The 24501-nt window shown below is 49.4% G+C and carries 19 protein-coding genes; 6 read left to right on the top strand and 13 right to left on the bottom strand.

Annotated elements, in window-relative coordinates; genetic code table 11:
* Positions 1-99 precede the first annotated feature (99 nt).
* The 6 genes from trmFO to surE all read right to left on the bottom strand — a co-directional run bounded on the left by trmFO (position 100) and on the right by surE (position 7381).
* Positions 100-1494, bottom strand: a complete 1395-nt coding sequence (gene trmFO, locus I1H34_RS24115) for an FADH(2)-oxidizing methylenetetrahydrofolate--tRNA-(uracil(54)-C(5))-methyltransferase TrmFO (protein WP_212663418.1) — start codon at positions 1492-1494, stop codon at positions 100-102.
* A gap of 332 nt (positions 1495-1826) precedes the next feature.
* Positions 1827-3359: a family 10 glycosylhydrolase gene (locus I1H34_RS24110; RefSeq protein ID WP_249369567.1), complete on the bottom strand. Its 1533-nt coding sequence runs from the start codon at positions 3357-3359 to the stop codon at positions 1827-1829.
* A 286-nt stretch (positions 3360-3645) separates the two neighbouring features.
* Positions 3646-4575, bottom strand: a complete 930-nt coding sequence (locus I1H34_RS24105; protein ID WP_212663416.1) for an AAA family ATPase — start codon at positions 4573-4575, stop codon at positions 3646-3648.
* 19 nt (positions 4576-4594) lie between these two features.
* Positions 4595-5527 (bottom strand): bifunctional riboflavin kinase/FAD synthetase, encoded by a 933-nt coding sequence (locus I1H34_RS24100; protein ID WP_212663415.1) that lies wholly within the window; start codon positions 5525-5527, stop codon positions 4595-4597.
* A gap of 34 nt (positions 5528-5561) precedes the next feature.
* The gene (locus I1H34_RS24095) at positions 5562-6512 is read right to left on the bottom strand and encodes an MBL fold metallo-hydrolase (RefSeq protein ID WP_315874853.1); all 951 of its coding nucleotides are present in this window, start codon (positions 6510-6512) and stop codon (positions 5562-5564) included.
* 77 nt (positions 6513-6589) lie between these two features.
* The gene (gene surE / locus I1H34_RS24090) at positions 6590-7381 is read right to left on the bottom strand and encodes a 5'/3'-nucleotidase SurE (RefSeq protein ID WP_212663414.1); all 792 of its coding nucleotides are present in this window, start codon (positions 7379-7381) and stop codon (positions 6590-6592) included.
* Between the two features lie 131 nt (positions 7382-7512).
* Here surE and I1H34_RS24085 point away from each other — a divergent pair, with 131 nt between their 5' ends.
* The 3 genes from I1H34_RS24085 to I1H34_RS24075 all read left to right on the top strand — a co-directional run bounded on the left by I1H34_RS24085 (position 7513) and on the right by I1H34_RS24075 (position 11475).
* Positions 7513-9516, top strand: coding sequence for a monovalent cation:proton antiporter family protein (locus tag I1H34_RS24085; protein ID WP_212663413.1), 2004 nt, complete (start codon positions 7513-7515; stop codon positions 9514-9516).
* A 95-nt stretch (positions 9517-9611) separates the two neighbouring features.
* The gene (locus I1H34_RS24080) at positions 9612-10955 is read left to right on the top strand and encodes a DUF3370 domain-containing protein (protein WP_212663412.1); all 1344 of its coding nucleotides are present in this window, start codon (positions 9612-9614) and stop codon (positions 10953-10955) included.
* Between the two features lie 13 nt (positions 10956-10968).
* The gene (locus I1H34_RS24075) at positions 10969-11475 is read left to right on the top strand and encodes a hypothetical protein (RefSeq protein ID WP_212663411.1); all 507 of its coding nucleotides are present in this window, start codon (positions 10969-10971) and stop codon (positions 11473-11475) included.
* A gap of 116 nt (positions 11476-11591) precedes the next feature.
* Here the strand turns inward: I1H34_RS24075 and fusA are convergent, their stop codons facing one another.
* Positions 11592-13676 (bottom strand): elongation factor G, encoded by a 2085-nt coding sequence (fusA, locus tag I1H34_RS24070; RefSeq protein WP_212663410.1) that lies wholly within the window; start codon positions 13674-13676, stop codon positions 11592-11594.
* Between the two features lie 391 nt (positions 13677-14067).
* Here fusA and I1H34_RS24065 point away from each other — a divergent pair, with 391 nt between their 5' ends.
* The 3 genes from I1H34_RS24065 (at position 14068) to I1H34_RS24055 (ending at position 16910) form a co-directional block, all read left to right on the top strand.
* Positions 14068-15363, top strand: coding sequence for a tetratricopeptide repeat protein (locus tag I1H34_RS24065; RefSeq protein WP_212663409.1), 1296 nt, complete (start codon positions 14068-14070; stop codon positions 15361-15363).
* 132 nt (positions 15364-15495) lie between these two features.
* The gene (locus I1H34_RS24060; protein WP_212663408.1) at positions 15496-16188 is read left to right on the top strand and encodes a hypothetical protein; all 693 of its coding nucleotides are present in this window, start codon (positions 15496-15498) and stop codon (positions 16186-16188) included.
* Positions 16137-16910 (top strand): hypothetical protein, encoded by a 774-nt coding sequence (locus I1H34_RS24055; RefSeq protein ID WP_249369565.1) that lies wholly within the window; start codon positions 16137-16139, stop codon positions 16908-16910. The genes I1H34_RS24060 and I1H34_RS24055 overlap by 52 nt, the downstream gene beginning before the upstream one ends.
* A 20-nt stretch (positions 16911-16930) precedes the next feature.
* Here the strand turns inward: I1H34_RS24055 and I1H34_RS24050 are convergent, their stop codons facing one another.
* The 6 genes from I1H34_RS24050 to I1H34_RS24025 all read right to left on the bottom strand — a co-directional run bounded on the left by I1H34_RS24050 (position 16931) and on the right by I1H34_RS24025 (position 24480).
* Positions 16931-18331 (bottom strand): protein kinase domain-containing protein, encoded by a 1401-nt coding sequence (locus I1H34_RS24050; RefSeq protein ID WP_212663407.1) that lies wholly within the window; start codon positions 18329-18331, stop codon positions 16931-16933.
* Positions 18332-18335: 4 nt separating this feature from the next.
* On the bottom strand, positions 18336-19103 hold the full coding sequence (locus I1H34_RS24045) for an FHA domain-containing protein (protein WP_212663406.1): 768 nt from the start codon (positions 19101-19103) through the stop codon (positions 18336-18338).
* Positions 19104-19448: 345 nt separating this feature from the next.
* Positions 19449-20180: a 6-phosphogluconolactonase gene (gene pgl / locus I1H34_RS24040; protein ID WP_212663405.1), complete on the bottom strand. Its 732-nt coding sequence runs from the start codon at positions 20178-20180 to the stop codon at positions 19449-19451.
* Positions 20181-20184: 4 nt separating this feature from the next.
* Complete coding sequence (locus I1H34_RS24035) at positions 20185-21744, bottom strand: DUF3370 domain-containing protein (protein WP_212663404.1); 1560 nt, start codon at positions 21742-21744, stop codon at positions 20185-20187.
* Positions 21745-22400: 656 nt separating this feature from the next.
* Positions 22401-23000: a precorrin-6Y C5,15-methyltransferase subunit CbiT gene (gene cbiT / locus I1H34_RS24030; protein WP_212663403.1), complete on the bottom strand. Its 600-nt coding sequence runs from the start codon at positions 22998-23000 to the stop codon at positions 22401-22403.
* 25 nt (positions 23001-23025) lie between these two features.
* A complete protein-coding gene (locus I1H34_RS24025) occupies positions 23026-24480 on the bottom strand; it encodes an aminotransferase class I/II-fold pyridoxal phosphate-dependent enzyme (RefSeq protein WP_212663402.1) in 1455 nt (484 codons plus the stop codon).
* Positions 24481-24501: the final 21 nt, after the last annotated feature.

Raw genomic sequence — 24501 nt, 5'->3', positions numbered from 1 at the left:
TTTACACCAACCTTGGATTTTCCGACATGGCAAGGAATACCCCCGCAGCCAGATACCCAAAAGAATGCCCCCTACTTCTGACAACTTAGATCCTCAGACTTAAACGGTTGTCTGAGCCATTATTTGACGATAAACAGCAGGTTCCGTGATCCAATCCGTTAAATCTGCCAGCGCGCGATCGCGATAGACCCCATAGCGTTCCCGCTTATTCCGAACCCGCTGGGGCAGATCAGGAATAATGCCAAAGTTGGGTGGCATCGGCTGAAAATGCTTTGGTGTTGCTGAGCTAATGAACTCAAACAGAGAACCACTCATGGTGGTCGTTGGTAGCACTACAGGTTCCAAGCCTTGGGCCAACCGCACTGCATTCGTCCCGGCTAACCAGCCCCCAGCCGTCGCTGCTGTATAGCCTTCTGTACCGATCAACTGTCCTGCTGCTAGCAAAGTAGGCCGTTGCTTAAACTGCAAGGTGGGATACAGCAACTCAGGAGCATTGATAAACGTATTGCGATGCATGACGCCCATGCGCACAAATTCCGCTGCCTCCAGCCCCGGAATCATTTGAAATACTCGCTTTTGTTCGCCCCAGCGCAAGTTAGTCTGGAAACCCACTAAATTCCAGAGTTTTCCAGCTTTATCTTCCTGACGGAGTTGAGCTACCGCATAAGGACGGTATTGCTGGTTCTCAGGGGCACGAAAATCGCCGTAGCGGTCGTTATCGAATAAGCCCACAGGCTTGAGAGGACCATAGCGCATCGTATCTTCCCCCCGGCGTGCCATCTCTTCAATAGGTAAACAACCCTCGAAAAACTTAGCGGTCTCTTTGTCAAAATCCTTGAGTTCAGCTTGTTCTGCTGCACAAATAGCCTGCAAAAAGGCTAAATATTGCTCCCGATTCATGGGGCAGTTGAGATAGGCCGCTTCGCCTCGGTCGTAGCGAGAGGCCAGGAATGCCACGTCTCGATTAATGGATTCGCCCACGATGATAGGGCTAGCGGCATCAAAAAAGCTGAGATAATCTTGCCCCGTAAATTGATGCAAACTCTCCGTTAAAGCCGCACTGGTCAATGGCCCAGAAGTCAACACCACAATGCCGTCTGCGGGTAAGGCGGGCACTTCGCCCCGACGCAATTCGACACAGGGATGCTCCGCTAACGTTTCGGTCAGATTGCGACTAAAAACGCCTCGATCGACTGCTAAGGCTCCTCCGGCAGGAACTTGATGTTCATCGGCTTTGCTAATAATGATGGAGCCAAGCTGACGCAGTTCGGCATGGAGCAATCCGGCGGCGCGATCGCTAGATTGTGCACCAAAAGAATTACTGCAGACTAACTCAGCTAGCTGATCCGTATGGTGAGCGGGCGTCAGCCGTTCTTCCTCTACAGAGCGCATCTCATGCAAAATTACGGGCCATCCTGCTTGGGCAATTTGCCAAGCTGCTTCAGTCCCTGCTAAGCCTCCCCCAATCACTTGAATGGGTTGTTGATGGTCCATATTGGTTATCTGCATGCGTTGTCTATATCTAGGATAATCAATCAGAACCCATAAGACTCTGGTTGGTCTAAGGGGCTGCTAACAGATTTTTACGCTCCTACTCAATAGCTGATCGATCAGGTTTTTAGTGGATGAGTCAAGTCGCTGTTGCTGAGGGGCTTCCACAAACTGACGGCCACAGGTTTTACATGGGTGGCTTTGCTTGCCATGATGGATTGATAATGTTTTGAGTACGACCGCTAGGGCAGGTCAATGCCGACATTGCTGGTCCTGAAATGTGGATATACTTATCCTTACATCTGGCCAACTCTCTTCTTTGGTTCTACCTCTGGCTAGGGAACCCTAGAGGACTGTAAACTATCCTCTTCTGGCAGCAAGGTCACCCGACAAGAACGGCGGGCATTGGCAAACTGTGGATCTTGCCATGAAAAATCAAAGTGGCTGACGGTCCGAACTTGGGGGGCAACCCGGCGAATAGCCGACATTTGGGCCTCTAAGGAAGGACGGTTGCGGTAGATTTGGCCCCATCGCCCTGCAATCACAGGCTTCACCTGAGCTCCTGATGATCGCTGTAAGACCCGCTGCACCTGTTGAACAATACAGCTCGTATCACCACAGGTGCCGTAGGACATGGCATGCCATTCAATATTTTTAGGAAACCGATGCCAGGGCTGCATTCTAGAGTCATAGCCTTTACCTACCTTACGGTTCGCATCTGGGAAAAAGGCGGCCCCGGCAGGAACGCCTTGACGCATAGAGGTGGTGGCAAAAATCGAGAGGTAATCCACAACCCCTTGGTATGCATGGGCGACACTCAACAACCACAAATCCCGATTCAAGCGAGTAGTCCGGATACCGACTGAGGGAAGTTTGCCTTTAGGAATACTGCGCCCTTGCCAAAGAGCTGCTTTCTCCTTGGGATATTGCGTATCAAAACTTTTTAACGTGCCTGCAGAAATCGAACCCTGTTGCAGATAATGTTGAATCACAGCCTGTCCCTTTTTGTTAGTGGCCCGATTAATCAAGGATTGACGGGACGAATTACCAAAAATCCATAGATCGCTGAGTTTACTGCTGACTGAAGCCCCTCCGGTTTGCCGAGGATAGCGAATATAGTCAAACAGGACGCCATCGGGTTTGCGCTGTAATATCGCTTGCAGCATGCGGGCATAGTCTTGGCGGGCCTGGGCGCTATAGGGATCGACAAAGGCCCGATCAATATCGCCATTGTCGAGATTGATATTGGGGTCAGCATAGTCCAACAGGGTCAGACTGGTTTTGCCTTTGCCGTTACGGGCCAATACAGAGTTGCGATCGCTCCGTTGTCCATATTGATGGCCGTAATTGAGGCTAAACATCCAGGCATAGACCTTCAGCCCCCTGGCCCGCCCTTTTTTAATCGCCTCTGCCAGCAGATCACGCTTGGCATACTTGGGGTTGCGAATCTCTGAAGCCCAAGTGGTCGGGTTATTGGCAGACGGTAGAAGTACCCGACCGTTATAAAACACCTCCACATAGACTTGGTTATAGCCTCGACTGACAATCCGGTCCAGGAGGGTGTCGAGGACACCAGGTTCTAGGTCACACTCATGCAACCGCAGCCAAATTGCCTGATTCTGAGGCCAATTGCGGGATCGGCATTGTTGGAGTTGGCGAGCATCTGCAGCAACTTGTTGGTTGTAGGCTTGCTGAGCAGCCGCATCTCCTGCAATGGATGCCCGCAGGAGTTTGAGTTTGGCTTTGGCCTCACCCGGCGGGGAATGGCAGAACCCCGGCACTTGTGCTTGCGCAGGCGAGGCACTGAGGCTAAGGGGTAGGGCCAGGGAACAGAGCGCAAGATGCAACCAAGAAAATTTCTTTGTCATAGGGGCAGCAGAGGAGGGAGGAAAAATAACGTCCAAATTTCACCAAATCACGAACCACCAATCCTGAAATCGATGGGATGGATAGCTTTTGGCAAAGGCATCTATCCCCACTTATAGAATGCTGGGGGATCGATTGTGCGCTGACTTAAGGATGAATCAAGCTTGGTAAACCCGCGAGAATCATCGGACTGCACATATCGAGATGCTATTCTCTCTGACGCAGACTTATTCTGGGCGGTTCCAAGAAGGGTGCCCGATGGATTGAAGTTGAAATAAAGAGAGACGGTTAGGGAATTGCGATCGCATTCAGTAACTGCTCGACAATCCCTTGGGCAGAATGTCCGGCAGCAGGGATGAGGCGATGGCGAAGTACGTGGGGAGCCAGGAACTTTACATCATCTGGCAGCACGTAATCTCGTCCGTTTATTAGCGCTAGGGCTTGACTAGCTCGCTGGAGAGTCACCGTCCCTCTAGGACTGATACCTAGAGTAATATCATCATGCTCCCGCGTGGCGCGCACCAACGCCAAGATATAGCGCTGGACTGAAGATTCTACTTGAATGGCTAGACAGTCTTGCTGGAGCTGTTTGACCTCAGCCAAGGTAATGCAGGGCTGTAATTTCTGAAAAGATTTGCCAGACTTCAAACGCTCTAGCATTTGCAGTTCTTCTGCTTCTGAGGGATAGCCCAAACTCAAAGCCAAGGCAAACCGATCCAGCTGGGCTTCGGGTAAAGGAAACGTGCCTTGATATTCAACAGGGTTTTGGGTCGCAATCACAAAAAACGGATCGAGGACGGGATGAGACACCCCATCAATGGTGACTTGGGCCTCTTCCATCACTTCTAGCAGAGCAGACTGAGTCCGGGGAGTGGCCCGGTTAATTTCATCCGTGAGCAGCACATTGGCAAAAATTGGACCGGCTAGAAACTCAAATTTTCCTTCTTGGGGATTCCAAATATTGGTCCCGGTTAAATCACTCGGCAGCAAATCTGGCGTGCATTGAATTCGATGAAACTGACCATCAATGGAGCGGGCTAAAGACTTAGCCAGCAAGGTTTTACCTACTCCAGGCACATCTTCTAACAGAGCATGTCCTCCGGCCAGTAGTGCCACTAGCACCAACTGAATGGCCTCATGTTTACCAACAATGGTGGTCCCGAGGTTATCTTGCAGTCGCTTAACTTGGGGCCTGACACTGGTAAGGGTATTCACCATAGCTACCTAACTGGATGGGTTAGACAACCGCTGCGAGGGACGCCCGAGCTATCTCACAATCGGCCTGAATTTGGGCTTTGAGAGTCTCTAAAGAGGCGAATTTTTGTTCCGATCGCAGAAATTGCTGCAAATGCACAGTCAAAGTATGCCCATATAGATCCCCTGACCAATCGAGCAGATGCACTTCTAAGCTCGGTTGCTGACCGTCTACCGTGGGTCGGCAGCCCCAGTTCATCACCCCGCGTTGGGGTTGAGACCAGAGTTCGCTGGTGACGCTAACGCTATACACCCCGGTGCGTGGACAAAATTTATCCATGGGCACTTGCAAATTCGCTGTGGGAAAGCCTAAGGTCCGTCCTAACTGCTGGCCCGTGACCACTGGCCCAGCCAGGTCATAGGCCCGTCCCAACATTTGGTGGGCTTTGTCCAAGTTTCCTTGGAGTAATGCTTCGCGGATGGCAGAGCTGCTAATCGGCTCTGAACCGTTCGTTTGGGGTTCAGTGATGGAGACGGGGATTTGATGCTGACCTGCGATCGCAACCAAATCTTGGGCTGTCCCTGCTCGCTTATAGCCAAAAAAGAAATTAAACCCGACGCTGATATATTGCGCCTGGAGCTTGGCGACTAAAATACCTTCTACAAAGGCTTGGGGGCTGAGATTGGCTAACGCTTGGTCAAAGGGAATCAGCACCAACTGATCAACCCCTAAATCCTCTAGCAACTTTACTTTCTCAGGCAGTGGCGTGAGCAGAGGCTGATCTTGACCCGAGAAGAAAGCTTGGGGGTGAGGGTTAAAAGCAACCACCGTTACTTCAGCGGGGTGTGCTTGGCCTGAACGGGCAGACAGCAAAGATTGAATGACCTGGCAATGTCCTTGATGAATGCCATCAAAGTTACCAAGGGCGACTACCGTTGGCGTTCGAACTGTCTCTAATGATGAAGTAACCCACACAAGTCAAATTTTGACACAGTTTAGGACCGTCCACTTAATCATGCACGGAAGAAATGGCACGACCCAGTTCGGCATACTGCAAAGATGATTGACCATTCGGTGTCAGGGTGATGCTTAAGCCTTCTTGGGCAATAATGGCATTATTAAATCGATGGCCCGCTTGACGCCCGATATCATCCAAGAAAACATCATGGTGGAGCGGATCATGGTGGAATAGCACGAGCTGATCAACCTTCGCCGCTTGCGCAATTTTAATTGCTTCTTGCCAGGTGGAATGTCCCCAACCCACCTTGCTATTCCCCGATTCATGATACTCAGCATCGGTATAGGTGGCGTCGTAAATCAATACATGGGCTTGATCGGCTAAGGCCAATACATTGGGATCTAAGGCCTCGGGAAAATGCTCAGTATCGGTGACATAGCTCACCGTCAACCCCTGCCACTCTAGCCGATAGCCCACCGACCCACCGGGGTGATTGAGGATGGCATTGCGGATGGTAATATCTTCGACGTCTATCGTCTGGCCCACTTCTAAATCATGAAAATTTAGACTTCCCCCCATAATTTGCAGCGGTACGGGGAAATTGGGATGCAGCATCTGATCCGTTAAGCGTTTTTCGATGTTCTTACCATCAGATGCTTTGGTGCCGTAAATATGGAAACGATTGCCCGGCATAAAGGCTGGAGAAAAAAATGGAAACCCTTGAATATGATCCCAATGGGTATGGGAAAACAAGAGATGGGCTTCGATGGGCAGATGTTTGAGCAGCTCTTGTCCGAGGACTCTAAGTCCTGTACCGCCGTCAAAAATGAACTTATGGTGTCCGGCTTGCACTTCCACACAGGGAGTATTGCCACCGTAACGAACGGTGTGTAGCCCTGGACAAGCAATACTGCCCCTGACGCCCCAAAAGCGAACGGTAAGCTTTTCTTGCATAAATGGCTTGCGGATGGCCTGGACCGAATCGGCCGTTAGTCCAATCATATCGAAGCAGTGAAACTTCTGCGGGTTTCTGTGAATTTTAGCCCAAATAAGAACAATTCGTGTGATCAAATCACGAATTATCGTCTCTGAAGAGGTGTAAGCCAGTTCAGTAGGGGGTTGAGGCTATGGGTTGCAGTGAGATTATATTGCAAAGGTGTGATGGCAATCAGTCGTTGACGGATCGCCTGAACATCAGTGAGGATATCTAGATCGGCACTTCCACCTTCCAAATCTTCCATCACTTCTCCCGCCAGCCAATAATACGTTTTCCCTCTCGGATCAATGCGTTTCTCGAATAGGTCATGGTAACGACGAATGCCCTGCCGAGTGAGCGCCACCCCCTGAATCTGGTTCGCAGGCAAAGCGGGGACATTCACATTCAGCAACATCGGCTCAGATAAAGGATGCTGAATCAGGTGATCTAATAGCTGCTTACCGAAGTTTGCTGCTGGCTGAAACTGCTGTTCAGTAAAGCTGCCATAGCTAAAGGCAATACTCGTAATCCCTTCAATGACCCCTTCCATTGCTGCTGAGACAGTACCCGAGTACAGCACGTCTGTGCCCAAGTTGGGACCTTGATTAATCCCCGACAATACAAAATCCGGTGGACTCTCTAGGAGTGCTCCCAGAGCCAACTTGATACAGTCAGCAGGGGTGCCGGAACAGGCCCAGGCGGTCACCTGATCCACAAACATGGATTGGACTTTTTCTGCGCGAATGGGCTGATGAATCGTTAGCCCATGCCCGGTGGCTGAGCGTTCTCGATCTGGGCAAACGACGGTGACCTCATGGTCCAGGGCTAGAGTATTGGCTAAGGCCCGCACGCCAGGGGCAAAAATACCATCATCATTGCCGACTAAGATTTTCATGGACCTCCGATCAAGGCAAAGACAGCTCGATTGCGTGTGCAGAATTGTATATTAACGGTGTTGCTTGCATCTTACAGACATTGCAGACTGCTGGATTGATGTTAGAGTAGCCTGTCTTCAGAGAGTGACCTATGGCTGCAGAACTTTCTCTTATTGTCGATATGGTAGCGGTTTTAGGCACTGCTGCTGTTGGTGGCTATCTCACCACTCGACTTGGACAACCGGCCTTATTAGGCTATTTACTAGCGGGGCTAGCCGTAGGTCCATCTGGCTTAGAAATCGTTAAAGCTGAAGGCGCTATTAACTTTTTCGCAGAGATGGGAGTGGTGCTGCTGCTCTTTGCTCTGGGAGTAGAGTTTTCCTTTAGCAATCTTTTAAAAGTCCGCAAAATTGCCTTGGGAGGCGGCACCCTGCAAGTCCTACTCACTACCCTTTTGGGGGGTGGATTGGCCTACTTTACCCACTGGGTAGACACCTTGCCCCAAGCGATTTTTCTGGGAGCGGTGCTTTCCCTATCATCAACGGCTGTTGTGCTCAAAAGCCTAATTGAGCGCAATGAAATGCAGACGATGCATGGCCAAGTCATGCTGGGAATTCTGATTATTCAGGATCTGAGTTTGGGACTGATGCTGGCGGTGTTGCCGATATTGACCCAACCAGCCGCCACTATTGGCCAAGCCTTGCTGGTCGCTGTACTCAAAACCGCCTTGTTTTTTCTATTAGCGGTTGTTGCCGGACTGAAAATTGTCCCGACTCTGATGAAAAAGGTGGCCCAGACGGGGTCGCAAGAACTGTTTGTACTGAGCGTGGTTGCCCTCTGCATGGGGGTTGCCTTGGCCACAGCCTCCATGGGCTTAGGCATTGAAATGGGGGCATTTGTGGCAGGTTTGATGGTGTCTCAGGTGGAATATGCAGACCATGCCTTGCAAAGTATTTTGCCCATGCGGGATGTCTTCGCCACCTTGTTTTTCGCCTCCATTGGTATGCTGATTGACCCCGTGTTTTTGGTTGAAAATTTGGGGACTCTGCTCAGTTTGGTGGCGATTGTGATGGTGGGTAAGGCCCTGATCGTCACGACCTTAGTTGTGATCTTTGGCTATGGCTTTAGCACTGCCCTCAAAGTGGGTCTAGGGATTAATCAAATCGGTGAGTTTTCCTTTGTGCTCGCGGGTGTCGCCGTGGATCTGGATCTGTTCTCTCCTCGGTTATATGGCTTGATGGTGGGAACGACGGCCATTACCTTACTGATTACCCCCTTTGTCTTTAAGCTTTCGACGCGTCTCCCGAATTATCTTGAGCGCATACCGGGTATTGGGCGGTGGTTTATTTATACTCAACGTCCGAAAGAAGTGGCGATTCCGGATGGCTTAGCGGGACATTGTGTTGTTGCTGGCTATGGTCGAGTTGGACAAACCTTGGTACGGATGTTGCGATCGCAAGAACATCCTGTCCTAGTGATCGAAAATAATGAAGCAACCTTACAGACCTTGCGAGACCAGAAAATCCCCTATCTATTTGGCGATGCTTCTAGTGAGTTGGTATTGCGTAAATCCAAATTAGACCGAGCCCGCGTCCTTGCCATCGCCCTTCCTGACCCCTTGGCGACCCGGCTGACCCTAAAGCGGGCTTTAAGCATGGTTCCCGGATTAGATGTCACTGTTCGCGCCCACGCCATCCAAGAAATTGATGTACTCTACCAACTTGGCGCTAAAGAGGTGGTGCAGCCCGAATTTGAAGCATCCCTAGAAATGGGAGCCCATGTATTGCTCAATTTAGGTGACCCCATTCAGCAAGTCCAGACCATTGCCAATACCTATCGGGCAGGCCACTACCGTGAAATTGTGCCCAAGCAGTTGGGGGATCGTGTTCCCCCTGAATTAGGCAAAGTTGTCGAAGGACTCGAAGGCCGTTGGTACACCCTGAAGCCCAACTCTCCCTTCATCAATCAAACGATTTCCCAGACTCAGATTCGTAGCCGTACGGGGGCAACCATTATGGCTGTGCGGCGGGGCCAGCGCATCTTTCGCTATCCCCATGCTTTTACGCTCTTAGAAACTGGCGATCGGTTACTTTTAGTGGGCAGTCCCCATGAACGGCGGGCCTTTGAAAACTTACTATCGCAAGCTATTCCCTAAGGATGGGTCATCTATCAAAGCGGCCCATTGGTCTTCAATGTGGGGATCATGGGCTGGTAGAATTTATTCGCTCAATTGTATTGATTGATTCATTCATGTCATTTTTCCTGTCTACCCTACTTCTCGCTCAAGCAAGTACGATTGCCGCCGCACCCGAAGTGCTTGTTCCCCAGGAAGTGAGGGCATTGCCGGGAAAACTGGATCAATTTCCTGTTTTTAATAGCAACAGCCCAGAAATTGTTAAATCTGAAGGGATTCTTCTCTCTACGTTTCCTGAGTCTGGTAAACAGTTCCCCGAAGCCCATTTGAACTATGCCTTGACCGGTCGGTTTGATGTATTTGCCCATCATGTCACCCGGATTGACTCTAAAAAGGGAAAGCGGCCCTTGTATTTGGGAGTATTGCTACATAATCCCTCCAGCAAGCCTGTAAAGGTGCTGGTTTTGCAAGCTAATAGCTATCTCAGTCAGTCCCAGGCCCCGTTTGTGGATCTTCCTGCCCACTCTGCAGATCAAGGCGGCAACATCTATTCGGGTCCCGGTAGTCGAACGGCGGGGGAAGTTCTCCGTCGCAAACGACAGGCTGGTTGGGCCACCAATCTGGTTATTCCGCCGGGTCAAAGCAAGATGCTGGTGAATTTGCAACTTCCCCCCAGCAATAGCCGCACCACTTGGCTACGGTTATGGACCAACGGCAAGCTCTATGCTGCCAGCATGACCCGTTATGCTCGATCTCCATCGAAATGGAAATTTCAGGCCCCGCTTTTAGAAGACTGGAAGCAAACCTTGGCTAAGGGAAACTTGGTCAGTCCAAGGGATAAAGCTCCGACTCCTCCCGACTCTGATTCGGAAAAATTCTTTTATGGGCGGGTTGCCGGGGTATCCAAAGGCTCGGAATGGAAGGCAACGATTGCCAATAAGCCTGGAGCAGATAGCTTAGATATTCCTAAGCCGGGTGAAGCATTTTCCTATGCGATCAATACCCTAGATCGCGGCACCTTAGGCACGGATCAAATCCAAAGTGCCCCCATGTTGGTTCGGTATGAAGATACTGCTTACAAATCCCACGGCAATTATGGGTTGCGGTACAAGCTGGACTTACCCCTCAAGAACAACACCGATGATCCACAAAAGGTGACCCTGTCCCTGCAAACACCGATCAAGGAAGATAAGCTGTCTGACAAGGGCTTGCGCTTTTTAAAATCTCCTGGTGGCCCTGCTTTTTTTCGAGGGACGCTGAAGCTGAGTTATACCGATGGTGCAGGCAAGTCCCAAAGACGCTTTTTCCACTTAGTGCAGCGCCGGGGAGAGCGGGGCAAAGCGTTACTGACCTTACCGATTCCGCCCAAGAAAAAGCAATTGGTGAATGTTGAATTTCTCTATCCCGCTGATTCTACGCCACCCCAAGTCTTGACGATCAGAACGATCAATCCTAAATAGTGGCTGAATTGTTATGACTTCTGGCGCTCGAGCCTCACAACAGTCCCAATCCAGTGCTTATCTCAGGCTGGGGAGTATGGCGCTGATAGGCTCATTGCTGCTTGCGGGTTGCGGTGGACCGACTACCCCTGTAGGACCTTTAGGAACTCCTCTGGAGTTGTCTGAGGGTTTAGATCAGCACAATGATTCTCCTTCGGTCCCTGTTGTTGATTCGTCACAACGCCATCAAGCTACCTTTAGTCTGGGTGATCCGGCAGCAAAGCTGCGCTTAACGTGGACAAATCTTGAGAAGGACAATCATCTATTTCTTGCTTCTGCTGCGGTTGAAGTGTTGGAAGCTGCGCCAGGTGTTAGTCTGCAGTTGGATAGTGCCAGTAACCCCATCAATATCGGTACGTCTCAAGCCGCCATTGAGCAACGTTCTTTCTTACTCACTTGGTCTCGCCAAACCTTTCTCAAAACTCAGCGGAGAACCGTTCAAGTTCGTTTTGCGGCTAACGGAAAATGGTCAATGGAATGAGTCATCTGCGTTGAGATTATTGAGGATATCAAAGCAAACCTCGCGAACAAGAGCCAACAAAAACGGCACCTTCCAAAAGTAGAAAGTGCCGTTTGTTGGATTACTTTAGTTTGTAATTACTTGGCTTCTTGACGTTCCTTGGCTTCCTTAATCACCTCTTCCGCCACATTTGTGGGGCAAGGGGCGTAATGGGAAAACTCCATGGAGAACTGACCGCGACCAGAGGTCATGGTCCGCAAGTCGCCAATGTAGCCAAACATCTCACTCAAGGGCACATCTGCTTTGATGCGAGATCCCATGGGATTAGAGTCTTGGGACTTAATCATGCCTCGACGACGGTTGAGGTCACCGATCACATCCCCCACATGATCGTCAGGGGTGAAGGCATCTACACTCATGATCGGTTCCAGTAATTGAGGACCGGCCTTAGGAATGGACTGACGATAGGCTGACTTGGCAGCAATTTCAAAGGCAATGGCAGAAGAGTCAACCGGGTGGAAGGAGCCATCCGTCAACGTTACCTTGATATCAACACAAGGGAACCCTGCCAGTACACCTTTATCGATACTATTGCCAAATCCTTTCTCTACCGCAGGCCAGTATTCACGAGGAACGTTACCCCCTGTGACCTTAGATTCAAACTGGAAGCCTGAACCTTGTTCGCCCGGCTCGACGACATAATCAATCTTGCCGTACTGACCCGAACCACCCGACTGTTTCTTGTGGGTATAGCTATCTTCAAGACGCTTAGTAATGGATTCTCGATAGGCCACTTGGGGTTTACCGACTTCCACTTCGATACCATGGGTGCGCTTAAGAATATCCACCTTAATATCAAGGTGAAGCTCGCCCATCCCTTTAATGATGGTTTCACCACTCTCTTCATCCGTTACCACATGGAAAGAGGGATCTTCTTGCACCATTTTGCTGAGGGCCATTCCCATCTTTTCGTCTCCGCCCTTTGTTTTGGGCGCAACCGCGATTGAAATCACGGGGGCAGGAAAGACCATGGGTTCAAGGGTCGCAGGCTCTTTCGGATCGCAGAGGGTATGTCCTGTCTGCACATTCTTGAGACCGACAATAGCGATAATGTCGCCCGCTTGAGCGGAAGTAATTTCCTCGCGAGAGTCGGCATGCATCTCCACAAGACGGCCAATCCGTTCGGTTTTACCGGTGGCAGTATTGAGAACCGTATCGCCTTTAGAAATCGTGCCGGAGTAGATACGGGTAAAGGTCAGCGCTCCAAATCGGTCATCCATAATTTTGAATGCCAAGGCCCGCATGGGGTTATCTGGATTGACAACGGCAAAGTTACCTGTTTCATTACCTTCCAGATCAACTTCTGGTTGAGGTTTGACTTCTTTGGGGTTGGGCAAATAGTCAACGACTGCATCCAGGACGAGCTGTACACCCTTGTTTTTAAAAGCAGATCCACAGTAAGTGGGGAAAAATTCCAGATCACGGGTTCCTTTGCGGATACAGCGCTTCAAGTCTTCGATGCTGACTTCTTCGCCTTCCAAATATTTTTCCATGAGGTCGTCATCTTGCTCGACCGCTGTCTCGATTAGCATCTCGCGGTAGGTGGCAAGATCGTCCTTCATATCTTCAGGGACGTCTTGGATTTCATAGTTCATGGGCTCGCCGGAATCATCCCAAACCCAGGCTTTTTCCGTAAGCACATCCACGACACCGATAAATTCGTTTTCGGTGCCGATAGGCAGAGTCATGACTAAAGGCCTGGCGGCCAGGATTTTTTCAACTTGGTCAACAACGCGGTAAAAGTCAGCCCCGGTGCGGTCTAGTTTATTGACATAGATAATCCGGGCGACTTTAGAGTCGTTCGCGTAGCGCCAGTTGGTCTCGGATTGAGGTTCTACCCCACCAGAGCCACAAAATACACCGACGCCGCCATCCAAAACCTTAAGGGAGCGATAAACCTCAATGGTGAAATCAACGTGTCCAGGGGTATCAATAATGTTGAGCTGGTGATCGTTCCAAACACAAGAGGTGGCAGCGGACTGAATCGTAATCCCCCGCTCTTGCTCCTGCTCCATGAAGTCAGTGGTGGCCTCACCTTCGTGCACTTCACCAATCTTGTGGATTTTGCCGGTTAACTTCAAGATTCTTTCTGTAGTGGTGGTTTTACCAGCATCTACGTGGGCAAAGATACCAATGTTGCGATAGCGGGTGAGGTCTTTCATCTTTCTTCTCTAAGGGATAGTGCTACAAGCTTTGACAAACCATCAGGGGATGGATGACTGTTAGATTGCCCGTGTAGCAAGGGCGGGCGACCAAAAAACTTTGTATTAAACTTCTAAAGTCTTTGTTAATTATGCCCAGGGCAATATTGCTGATTGTAAAGTATCTTGACGCGAAGTTGTAAGGATCTCTAGAAGTAAAAACCGAACTCAGGTTGAGTTAAGAAAATTTTCGTAAAAGGATTGGAGATTTTCTGCTACCCAAAATCTGCCAACATAAATGAAATCACTCAAGACAACGGTAGGGGTTGAGGTTATTAGTTAGGATATTAATCCCGTCCAGCGGTGTAACCCGTTGTTTTGAGGTCTACATTGCATCATCATCAGAGTGCCCATGAGTGCCCCGTTATTTCAACAAGGACAAGCGCAACTTCGGCAAAAGCAATACGCAGATGCGATCGCAACCTTTACCCAAGTCCTGGAATCTGAGCCATTTTCCGTAGATGCCTACTGCCAACGAGGGTTGGCCCACTACGATTCTGGCAATGTCTATGCCGCGATTGAAGACTATGGTAAGGCTCTAGAGATTGACTCTAAATCAGCCAAAGCCTATTACTGCCGCGCCCTAGCACGACTCTCCTTGAAAAATGTGCCTGGGACGATGGCTGATGTTGAGCTGGCGATTGGTTGCGATCGCACCTATGCTGCCGCCCATAAACTGCGCGGTATTGTCCATCGCAAGCAAGGAGATATCCAAGCTGCGATCTCAGATTTTAAAGTGGCTTCAGGACTCTATCTCGATCAAAAAGATGCGGATGGAGCACGTCAATGCATCGACAAGATCGAAGAAATTCGGCCAAAAACGCCTAATCCTACTGCTCCAATCACAAAGGCACCCGCAGTGCCACCCCCCCTATCGGAAAAAGATTACTTTACGCAAATCCTCGATCGGGCCAAAATCGGCCAGCTCAGTCAGGCTCTCTCGGACATTAATTGGGTCTTGCAGGCCGATCCACAGGATGGCAAAGCTTATTGCTGCAGGGGATTGGTCTACTGTAAACAAGGCAACTACCAAGCTGCGGTCGCAGATTTCAACCAGGCTCTCACCCTCAAATTTGAAGATGCTATTACCTATCGAGGACGGAGCAAGGCCCGCCTGAATCTCAAGGATCCCCAAGGGGCGATTTCTGACTGCAACCAGGCCTTATTCTTATCCCCTGAAGATAGTGACGCCTATGTCGCCAGGGGCAATGCCTACCGAGGAATTGGACATAATCTGGGAGCTATCGAAGACTATGCCGAAGCTTTACGCCTGAATAGCAACAACGCCGATGCCTTTTATCAGCGCGGCCTGACCTATGCGGGGATGCAGGAAAATCCTCAAGCCATTGCCGATTATCAGCGGGCCATTAGCCTGTTTTGTGCTCAAGAAGAATGGTTCAATTATCAGCAGGTGTTAGCCCAACTCAATAAGCTGCAACCTCCTGCCCAGACCGAATCTCATGGTGCTCCACCTAAACCTCCGCAAACCCAGCATGAGCGCTTATGGCAACGACTCCTGGAATTACTGGGTGGTAACCAAGATTTAGCGCGGGGGATTGTGCGGAGTACGAAGTCACAATATCCCGGGCGCTCCGAAGAGTGGTACTTGGAAACCGTGATTCTAAACCTGGAAGAACATATGAGATAAGGGCCAGTCTGGGCCATCAACCCGACCTGACCCGACTTTTTCCCAAAAAACTCCCGACTTCAGCCGACTGACAGGACAGAAGTGGCAAAGCTAGGCTGAGCTTACTTTCACGCTGCCCTTGCTTCCTTGTCTATGAACGCTGTTGCTATTTTTATTGCCCTGCTCAAAGACCGACAAACCTTTCTCCAAGAAATTCATGAGGGAAAGCGATTATCGGTCAAAATTTCCGCCCTGCTGATCTGTAGTTTTTGTAGTTTTGCCACCTATGGCGCTATCGTCGGCTCCTTTCACAGTCCGCTGCAAGCCCTGTCTTCAGGCTTAAAACTGCCGACCCTTTACCTGATCACCTTACTGGTTTGTTTGCCTGCCCTGTATGTGTTTAATGCCTTGTTTGGATCTCGCCAAACCATTGCTCAGCATTTCACCTATGTGTTGAGTGCGGCTGCCGTCATTGCCTTACTGCTCGTGGGCTTTGCCCCGATTACTTTGTTTTTCGTGATCACCATTTCTCCCGTGCAGGATTATTCGTTTTATCTGCTGCTGAATGTGGTGGTTTTTGCCCTTACGGGCATGTTTGGGGTGTCTTTCCTCTACCAGGCCATGCGTCCTGTGGCCCAGTCCGATACGGATACTAATGTGCAACTCCGCTCTACGGTGCTGCGTTTTTGGCTTTGTCTGTATGGGTTTGTCGGTAGTCAGTTGGGCTGGACCTTGCGCCCCTTTTTTGGTTCGCCAGGAGCCTTTGAGCTGTTTCGATCTCGGGAAGGTAACTTTTGGACCGGTGTCCTCGATGCGATCGCAAATCTGATGCAGGGTGCCGGATAAAGCCCATGAGTCATCTCCCTGATTTTGAAAAACTACAAACTTTACAGTTAACGACTGAAGATATTGAATCCCAAACAGGCTTTATCACCAATGGTTGGTGGGTAGGGAGTTTATTCGGAGGGGTATACCGCCGTTCTGCCTGGCATCAACCGCAATATTGGCTGCATATCTTCAGTGTAGAGATGATTATGTTAGCCTTCATCGGTATGCTGTCTGTGCCCATCGGACTCATTACCTTACGGGATTCAGCCCCTCAACAAACCCACCGATTTCTCCAGGTGACGGCCACCGCAACAACGCTGATGTTCTCTGGCTGGCACTTCTATCTATGGCATCGGACTCGCACCTTCCGCATCCTGATGCATATGCTGGATGACATCGACCAATACAATCAGCTTGTGGAGACTGTGATGGTTCTCAAGGGTTTGACCCAAGCCCATCCATCGACTCAAGTGGAAGATCTAACATCCATTTTGTCAGCCTTACAGGTGAGTCGGACCCATTTAGTTACTGCCTTAACCCTAGAGACTCAGATCCGCCGCCATCGCCGCCTTCTTCACCGCCATCAAACCTTAGGGCAAGACTTAGACCAAGCGCTGATAGCCCTGCAAGCCTTAGAGGTGCAAGAGAAGGCCCAGGAGTATCAACAGGTTATTCATCAGGCGATACAAATTAGCATGAGAGTGCAAACTACCATGGGACAACTATCCACCAGGCATTGAAGCGTTTTATTATCGCTTACTCAAATCGGTGCCGGTAGCAGTTCTCTCATGGCTTCAGCGACTTGAGATGCAGAGGAATAGCGGTTTTGGGGTTGTGGATGGGTGAGGCGTTGGATCACATCTGCCATCTCTGGGCTGAGTCGAGGAACATCTTCGACATGGAGTCGAAATTCTTCATCTCCCAATCGGTAAAAGGCATCGGGTTCTTGCCCGGTCAAAATGTAAACCAAAGTCGCGCCTAAGGCATAGAGATCGGAGGCTGGCGCTGCTTTACCGGCTTGTAACTCGGGTGCCGTGTAGCCCACAGAACCAATGAATGTGCCTGCTTCAGGGCTCAGAAGCTGCATCTCGCCAAAATTAACCAAGACCACTTCCTTGAAACCATGGGGAATGGTAGGGCGCAAAAAATTGGCTGGTTTGAGATTGCGGTGAATAATAGCCGGGGACTGTTGATGTAGATAATCTAAAACTTCACAAATATCTGAAATCCACAAGATGGTCTGTTCCTGGGATAGGGGACCTCGCTCCGTCACCCATTGCTTAAGATTTTGCCCATAGATCATCTCACTGACGAGATAAGGTTGTCCCTCTATCTCAAATGCTTCGTAGATTTTAGGAATTCCGGGATGACTGGTCTGACAGAGCTGAGCTGCTTGGTCTTGGAAGGCGATCAACGCATCTTCATGGTCCAGCCACTCCTGTTGGAGGGTTTTGAGCACCACCATGTGACCATCCCGCCAGGCAATAAAAGTATTATCCCCGGTCCCTAGAGGCTTAAGAATATGGTATTGGCCGATTTGTCGCCAGACTTTGAGCGGTAAACCACAATCGGTACAAACCAACGATCCCTTGTTCGCAGGTGAATTTTGACAGTTGGCAGCAGGTTTTGATCCGTCATTCGTACAGGGATACTGAAAGCGACTCTGTTCATCTTGAGGGTGTTTAGGAAAGGGCGTCTGGCCCGTCACTCGAAAGCCTTCTTCGGCATTCTGCAGTGAGGGACTCATCTCTGCTGAAGGAGGAGCAGCGCCTTGGGGTTGTGGGGGTTGGGCCTGGATGCTGGGTGAGTTGGGAGCAGCCGTCACATCAGGTTGACTATACTTACTGCCACTACTCCCACTTTCATCAATATGGATTTGAATATTAGGGCCAGAACGGGCGAGGCGCATGATGTTGCCATCTGCCAAAGGGGCTTGATGAACGCGTTTGCCGTCCAAGTAGGTGCCATTTGTACCGATGTTGACGACTTCCCACTGGGCGCCCGTTTGTCGAAGTTCGACGTGATAACGGGAGACAACTGCACTGTAAAGCACAACATGGTTGTCCACAGCTCGACCAATGCGGATGACTGGATCTTGCTCAAAGCTCCAACTTTGAACGGGAGTGGATTGAACAGGATGCAAGAGCGTTAGAGTAATCACGTTATCAGTTAAGTTGGAATAGAAAAGTGACTAGATTGCCTTTGCCAAGGGCGATGCGGTCGCCGATGCGTAGGCGATGCCGATTGCCGGGTAACAGAGGAATGCTGTTGATGTAGGTCCCATTTGAGCTACCGACATCTTCAATAAAATAATGACCCCCTTCGACCCGAATATCAGCATGAACGCGAGAAACGACTTCAGCATTCGGGAACCCTGACACGTCAATGTCGGGGGGAACTCGATCGTTGGGTTTCCCCATATGGATCCGATCAAGGGTCGGGGATAGATCAATCACTGCGTTGGTCTGAACATGGACTAACTGAATCGTCTGCTGTTGGAGTTGAGTTCTGGGCGTACCCGGCGAAGCGGGTTCAGGATAAGCCGGAGCGGGAGATGGAGGCGCTTCGAATGGAGGCAGCTCATTATCTAGGGAAGGTAAGTCAACGGGCAAGGGGGGTATTACCGCTGGTTCTGGCGGCATCAGATCCGGCATGACTAAGGGATCTGGGGGTTGAGGATCGGGAAAAATAAATGGATTGTTGCTGGAAGCGGGTTCAGCTTCTGGTGTTTCGGTGGTGAGAGCGATGATTTCATCTAACTCATTGGGGGCGTCCAACAGATTGAATCCACATTGGCCACAAAACTGTGCCCCAACTTGAATGGATGCTCCACAGTTGGGGCAGCTACTTGTAGAGGGCAAGGCACTCTGGCAAGCTTCACAAGTCGTAGCACTATCAGGATTTTGGTGGAGACAATTGGGACAAATAATCATAGGTTGTAGTTATCTCCCCCGTCAAAAAATTCCCCGATCATAGTCAAATTAAGGCTGCCGATAAGACTTATCGAATCGTTAGCTCAATAGGTGATAAAACGTCCCAGTAATGTCTATACAAGAGAGGCTTTTTAAGATATAAAAATACCGCTTTTCACATAGTACACGAGATATTCATGGCAACTATGGTCTGCAACATGGGTTGTTAACCCCTACAGCAACCCAGCAACCATGATTTCAGACGGTTTGATCTTGTCTCATTGAGTGTACCCATTTGTGGCACTTAATCTGATCCTCTGATTGGATGCGGATTCTGGGGCCAAGGCGGTTAGGATCACCCATGACTTATATGTACTTCTGTAGAGGTTCTCCTGCTGCAGCATCTAGTAGCCATGAGAGTTTGCCATTCATAGGCTGGATTAAGCGAGCAGGATAGTGGGTGGCATCAGCAGTCTCTGCAAAAATCTCAGTCAAGGCGTCTTGCTTATTCGCGCCTGTTGCTAGAAAGACAATGCATCGAGCTTGGTTAAGAACGGGGACGGTTAAGGTCAGTCGAGGTTGACCGTCTTTGTTGCCAACGGTGACGTTGCGATCGCAAACCTGTAGCGCATCGGTATGGGGAAATAGGCTGGCGGTATGGCCATCAGGTCCCAAGCCTAGCAATACGATGTCAAAGCTGGGAAATTCCTTGGGGCCAGTGCCAAAAAAAGTCTGTAGCTGCTGGTCATAGGTTTGAGCCGCCTCCGTTGGATCGGCAGCTTGGGTGGGCATAGGATAAATATTGCTGGGGGGAATAGCCACATGGTTGAGCCAGGCTTTGGTGGCCATGCCCGCATTACTTTGCGGATCAGAAATCGGAACATACCGCTCGTCTCCCCAAAAAATGTGGATATTTTGCCACGGTAGGTTTTGTTGGGCGAGTTGTTCATATAGGGGCTTAGGTGTGTTTCCCCCGGCTAAGGCGATGGTGCAGCGTCCTCGTTGTGCGATCGCATCTTTGATTTCAGCGAGGGTCAGTTCTAGGGCACGTTTTATTAACTGTGATCGATCTGCAAAAACTTCAACATTAGGTTTCATTCAATTAGCTCCGACTGCCAAAGAAAAGATCCGTTTTAACCGTTAGCACTTGAGGAGGAGTGGCATCGGGTGGATAAACATAGTCCACCTGAACCAACCGCCGTTCATCTGGTTTCAGTTTTAACGTCACCAGAGATTGACTTTTTTCGCCTTGTTTTTGAACCAGGTGAAAATAACGCAACTGGGAATTGCCTTCATCGTCTTTGTATCGTACCCGTACCGTGCCCCGGAAAAAAACTGGGGCTGTTTTTGATCGCCAAAAATTAAGACCTACCCCTTTGCGGTCATGTTTGAGAGGCGTTTGAATAGCAATATCGACCTGTCGAGGCTTTTTACTGGGGTTATGGAAGGGTAAGGTTAAATCGTAATGAACCCCATAATTCCCATGGGCTAAATAAGCTGTATCAGGATATCTCACTAGCATCGGAGCACTTTGGACCTGTCCTGTCCCAAAGGTTCCTCGCTGTAGCGTGCTCAATCCATAGGCAAACGAGCGACCGGGCCTAGGAATCGTTAGTTCTTTACTGGTGAGATCATCTGTGACTTGTGCTTTCCAGAGGGATCCGCGACTGACGCCAGCGACCCGACCATAGAAAAATGGATCGGTTCTTTGATTTAAAGGAGAAGGAGGCTTGTCCCGAGGAGAGAGCAGCTCACCATTAATCAAAAGTTTTTCCCAATCTTTCTTCGTGGGAATTTTTTCGGTTCCATTGCGATTGAGTGGGGCTAGCATGGCCATACTGGCGGCATATACTGGCCCACTACTCTGCAAATGAGCCAGAGTGGAGCGAGTATTTGAGGATGGCGCAATATTTCTGAGGGGTAATTTAGCTGCACTCAGCTTCAGTAATTTTTGAGCTTTGGGACCCCGGACGGGTTTTTTAGCCGATAAGCTGGGAACCGGAATCGGTAGGTTCATCAGCATTTTGCTTTGTCCAGGGCGTAAATAAATAACAGGGGGCCAATGGGTTTGACGGCGTCTTCTCAGAATCTGATCGACCACTCGTCCACCCGGTCCCGAAAAAACCTTGCCCAAATCATTGCTGACTTGAGGGGGGAGGGCAATGTAGGGCGCATCAGGATTGCCCAGAAATGTCGCTGAATGTAAGACTTTAATCGTAATACTGCGGGTTCGGCTGGGATTATATAACAGGATGCCTTTATAAAACGTGGGGGTATCATCCGGCCGATTGGTCTTGGCAACGTGATGGGCAAAAATATCAAATCGACCGTTGAAAGCAAAATTGAGATGGGCCTTGGCTTGACGTTTACCCCGAGGTGGAAATGTAGAGAGCAAAATTCCGGACCGTCTGACCACTTCAGGACTATTGCTGTTGAAAACAGGCACTGTATCGAGCCTGCCAGGCAAGGTGCGAAACTCAATCCCTTGCCGTGATGCTTGTCGATTCGTTTGGCGTTTTAAAGAAGGGCGAGAAGCTTGGGCAACCCACCCATCTCGATCTGAAGAGAGTTGAGGCTGGACAGGCGTCTGGGATACAGAATGAGGTGTCTCTAAAGATAAGTTCGGCTGTTGGATCCATAAAGTTGCAAACAGAGGCAGCATTCCGTCAACGATCTCAGAAACATCAATCCCGGCATTCTTTCTATGGATACATAGAAGTTTTAATTGCCTTGACAAGTATAGCTCAGAACAATTTTCAGTAGCACCTATTTGAATAGGTTTACTACTTATAAATCCTAGTAGTTTTTTCAGTATTGATAGGAAGAACGTATCTCTGCATTTATAGATTTCGATGCAGATAGAAGAGATTGTATAGGCATCTCTATGGGTACTCGCGACGAAACTTCAGTGACCTATTATTAGGTCAGTATAAAGAAGCATTCTGAAGCAGAGCCGTGGTTAAAAAGGGATAATAAGGATTAAGATCGCTGAATATCCTTGTAAATAATTATTTCGAGCAATTTTTAGATATTAAGATGCTCAAGAAGGTCATACATTCCTTCTGTCGCACATATTTAGCTGCCATCATCGCTTGATTCTGCACTATATCGATTCTATCGATATCTCATTGTGGTCAGATATAATTGCAGTTTATTGATAGCCAAGAGAGCTAAAAGAATTAGATTGAAGAATATATTGTCAGAGGATAAAAACTGACATAAATTTGGCCGAAATTATCTTTCTATATGCCAAAAGTAAATTATTTTAAGTTTCAAGCTTCTTGAAAGAGAAAAACTATACTTTAAGTACGGTCAGATTCAAAGTTTCTCACCGCTCAAGATAAACATAGGATCGACAGCAGCAAACAATTGGCGCGTGCCACGTGTCTCCAAACGATTGATGACGGACTGAACGACTTCAATGTTGCGAGCATGAAGGGAAGAAAAGGTTTCAGAAATGATATACAGCGTTTCTAGACTAGATGCAGATGCCACCAATCGTCCATTAGTTTGCAGATGACTCCATGCTGTTCTCAACAGTTCTTGCATGGGGTGTCCCCCTTCTATACAAATTCGAGTGGGTTGAGGTTGGAGGTCATCCAAACAGCCTGGAGCATTGCCCTGAATAATATCGACATTCTCAACTGCGAATCGATCACAATTCGCTTGAATGAGATTAACTACTTCTTCATCCCGCTCGATGGCAATGATTTGTCCCTGGGGACAGAGTAAGCCTGCTTCAATGGGAATGGTGCCAGTTCCTGCACCAATGTCCCACAGTACTGTATCCGTCGTCAGCCGCAATTGTGAGATTAATAATAATCGGGTATCCCGCTGTGTCATGGGGATTCCAGGTAAACGCTCAAAGAGTTCATCTGGGATGCCAGGACTGGTATAGGGCCAAGGAGGGGAGGGCATAGGTTGTCGCTGTTTGCTCACGCTACTACTCTCTCACAACCTTTAAGGTATTAAAGCTCAAATCACTCCCCCCTGTAATCACTCCCCCCTCTTGTTGAAGTTGTAAAAGCCAGTCTAAATCTTGCTGCTGGATTCTTTCTCCAGGGAGCAGTGTGGGGATGCCAGGTGGATAGGGGCAAATACTCTCAGTACTGACCCGGCCGACAGATTCCATGATCGGTATGGCCTCTGATGGATGCCAATAGGCTTCTCTAGGAGATAGCACAGGTAAAGAGATAGGCGGCTTAGCCTTTGGATAGGAATGCGGATATGGCTGTAAATGAGGTTGGTAAAGATCTTGCAATGCTAGGAGTAGTCGATCAATATCAGCATCCGTATTGCCTAACGTGATCAAGAAGGTGAGATGGTCTGGTGTGATGAGTTCAGCCGAAATCTGATAACTGTCGATCAGCATTTGATCCAGGTCATATCCCTGGGCACCAAATGGATAAGTCGGAATGGTGAGACGAGTCTGATCAAGGGCAATACAGCCGGGGGTGCTGCCAATTGGATTCCATTGGTGATAGTTAGGCAAACACTGTAGTTGAGTATGTGCTTTGTCCGCTAGGACTAAAACTTGCTGCATTATCTCAAATCCAGTATGGGCTAGCTGGTGGCGAGCGGCATCCAAAGAGGCCAGCAGTAGATAATTAGGACTGGTGGATTGCACCAGCTGTAGGGTTTGGCTGAGCCGTTGCCGATCGACGAGATGACCTTGAACATGGAGCATAGCTGCTTGTGTCAATGCTCCCAGCATTTTGTGAGTGGATTGTATGGTTAGGTCTGCACCAGCTGCGAGAGCAGATTGAGGGAATTGAGGATTAAAAGCAAAATGGGGTCCATGGGCTTCATCGACGATCAAGGGGATGCCGTGATCATGGGCAAAAGTGGCGATGGCCGATATGTCTCCGCAAATCCCTTCATAGGTGGGATGGATCAAGAAGATAGCCTTGGCCTGAGGATAGACCTCGAACGCGAGCTGAATATCCTGCACTGATAAACTATGGGCTAAGTTGAGCTGCTGATCCAAAGCCGGTTGCACAAAAATAGGAACTGCGCCACAGAGAACCAGACCAGAAATGACGGATATATGAAGATTGCGCGGCACGATGATCTGATCGCCTGGACCGCAAATGGCTAGCAATGCTGCCAGAATCCCACAGGTCGAACCGTTGGTGAGAAACCAGGTTTGCTCAGCCCCAAAGAGTTGTGACGCTAGTACCTGAGCTTCTAGAATGGCCGCTTCGGGGGCAAAGAGATTATCTAACTCGGGTAGTTCAGGTAGATCAACTGAGCCTAGAAAGGAGCCGAGATGCTGAAGAATAGCAGCAGGTAGCCCACGTCCTCTTTTATGACCAGGGGTATGAAATGCAACTTGGCTAGACTGGGCACAGTCATATAGGGCCTGCCAAAGGGGAGCTTCCTGTTGATTAGTGCTCATGTAAAGGGTTCATGCATGTTT

Source organism: Acaryochloris marina S15 (assembly GCF_018336915.1).
Lineage (GTDB): Bacteria > Cyanobacteriota > Cyanobacteriia > Thermosynechococcales > Thermosynechococcaceae > Acaryochloris > Acaryochloris marina_A.
This window is presented reverse-complemented; position numbering and strand designations above follow the sequence as displayed.

What these genes read in the sequence shown, in the direction of transcription:
- trmFO (WP_212663418.1), bottom strand. Translation starts at nt 1,494, where the DNA reads ATGGACCATCAACAACCCATTCAAGTGATTGGGGGAGGCTTAGCAGGG.
- I1H34_RS24110 (WP_249369567.1), bottom strand. Translation starts at nt 3,359, where the DNA reads ATGACAAAGAAATTTTCTTGGTTGCATCTTGCGCTCTGTTCCCTGGCC.
- I1H34_RS24105 (WP_212663416.1), bottom strand. Translation starts at nt 4,575, where the DNA reads ATGGTGAATACCCTTACCAGTGTCAGGCCCCAAGTTAAGCGACTGCAA.
- I1H34_RS24095 (WP_315874853.1), bottom strand. Translation starts at nt 6,512, where the DNA reads ATGATTGGACTAACGGCCGATTCGGTCCAGGCCATCCGCAAGCCATTT.
- surE (WP_212663414.1), bottom strand. Translation starts at nt 7,381, where the DNA reads ATGAAAATCTTAGTCGGCAATGATGATGGTATTTTTGCCCCTGGCGTG.
- I1H34_RS24085 (WP_212663413.1), top strand. Translation starts at nt 7,513, where the DNA reads ATGGCTGCAGAACTTTCTCTTATTGTCGATATGGTAGCGGTTTTAGGC.
- I1H34_RS24080 (WP_212663412.1), top strand. Translation starts at nt 9,612, where the DNA reads ATGTCATTTTTCCTGTCTACCCTACTTCTCGCTCAAGCAAGTACGATT.
- I1H34_RS24075 (WP_212663411.1), top strand. Translation starts at nt 10,969, where the DNA reads ATGACTTCTGGCGCTCGAGCCTCACAACAGTCCCAATCCAGTGCTTAT.
- fusA (WP_212663410.1), bottom strand. Translation starts at nt 13,676, where the DNA reads ATGAAAGACCTCACCCGCTATCGCAACATTGGTATCTTTGCCCACGTA.
- I1H34_RS24065 (WP_212663409.1), top strand. Translation starts at nt 14,068, where the DNA reads ATGAGTGCCCCGTTATTTCAACAAGGACAAGCGCAACTTCGGCAAAAG.
- I1H34_RS24060 (WP_212663408.1), top strand. Translation starts at nt 15,496, where the DNA reads ATGAACGCTGTTGCTATTTTTATTGCCCTGCTCAAAGACCGACAAACC.
- I1H34_RS24045 (WP_212663406.1), bottom strand. Translation starts at nt 19,103, where the DNA reads ATGATTATTTGTCCCAATTGTCTCCACCAAAATCCTGATAGTGCTACG.
- pgl (WP_212663405.1), bottom strand. Translation starts at nt 20,180, where the DNA reads ATGAAACCTAATGTTGAAGTTTTTGCAGATCGATCACAGTTAATAAAA.
- I1H34_RS24035 (WP_212663404.1), bottom strand. Translation starts at nt 21,744, where the DNA reads ATGCTGCCTCTGTTTGCAACTTTATGGATCCAACAGCCGAACTTATCT.
- cbiT (WP_212663403.1), bottom strand. Translation starts at nt 23,000, where the DNA reads ATGCCCTCCCCTCCTTGGCCCTATACCAGTCCTGGCATCCCAGATGAA.
- I1H34_RS24025 (WP_212663402.1), bottom strand. Translation starts at nt 24,480, where the DNA reads ATGAGCACTAATCAACAGGAAGCTCCCCTTTGGCAGGCCCTATATGAC.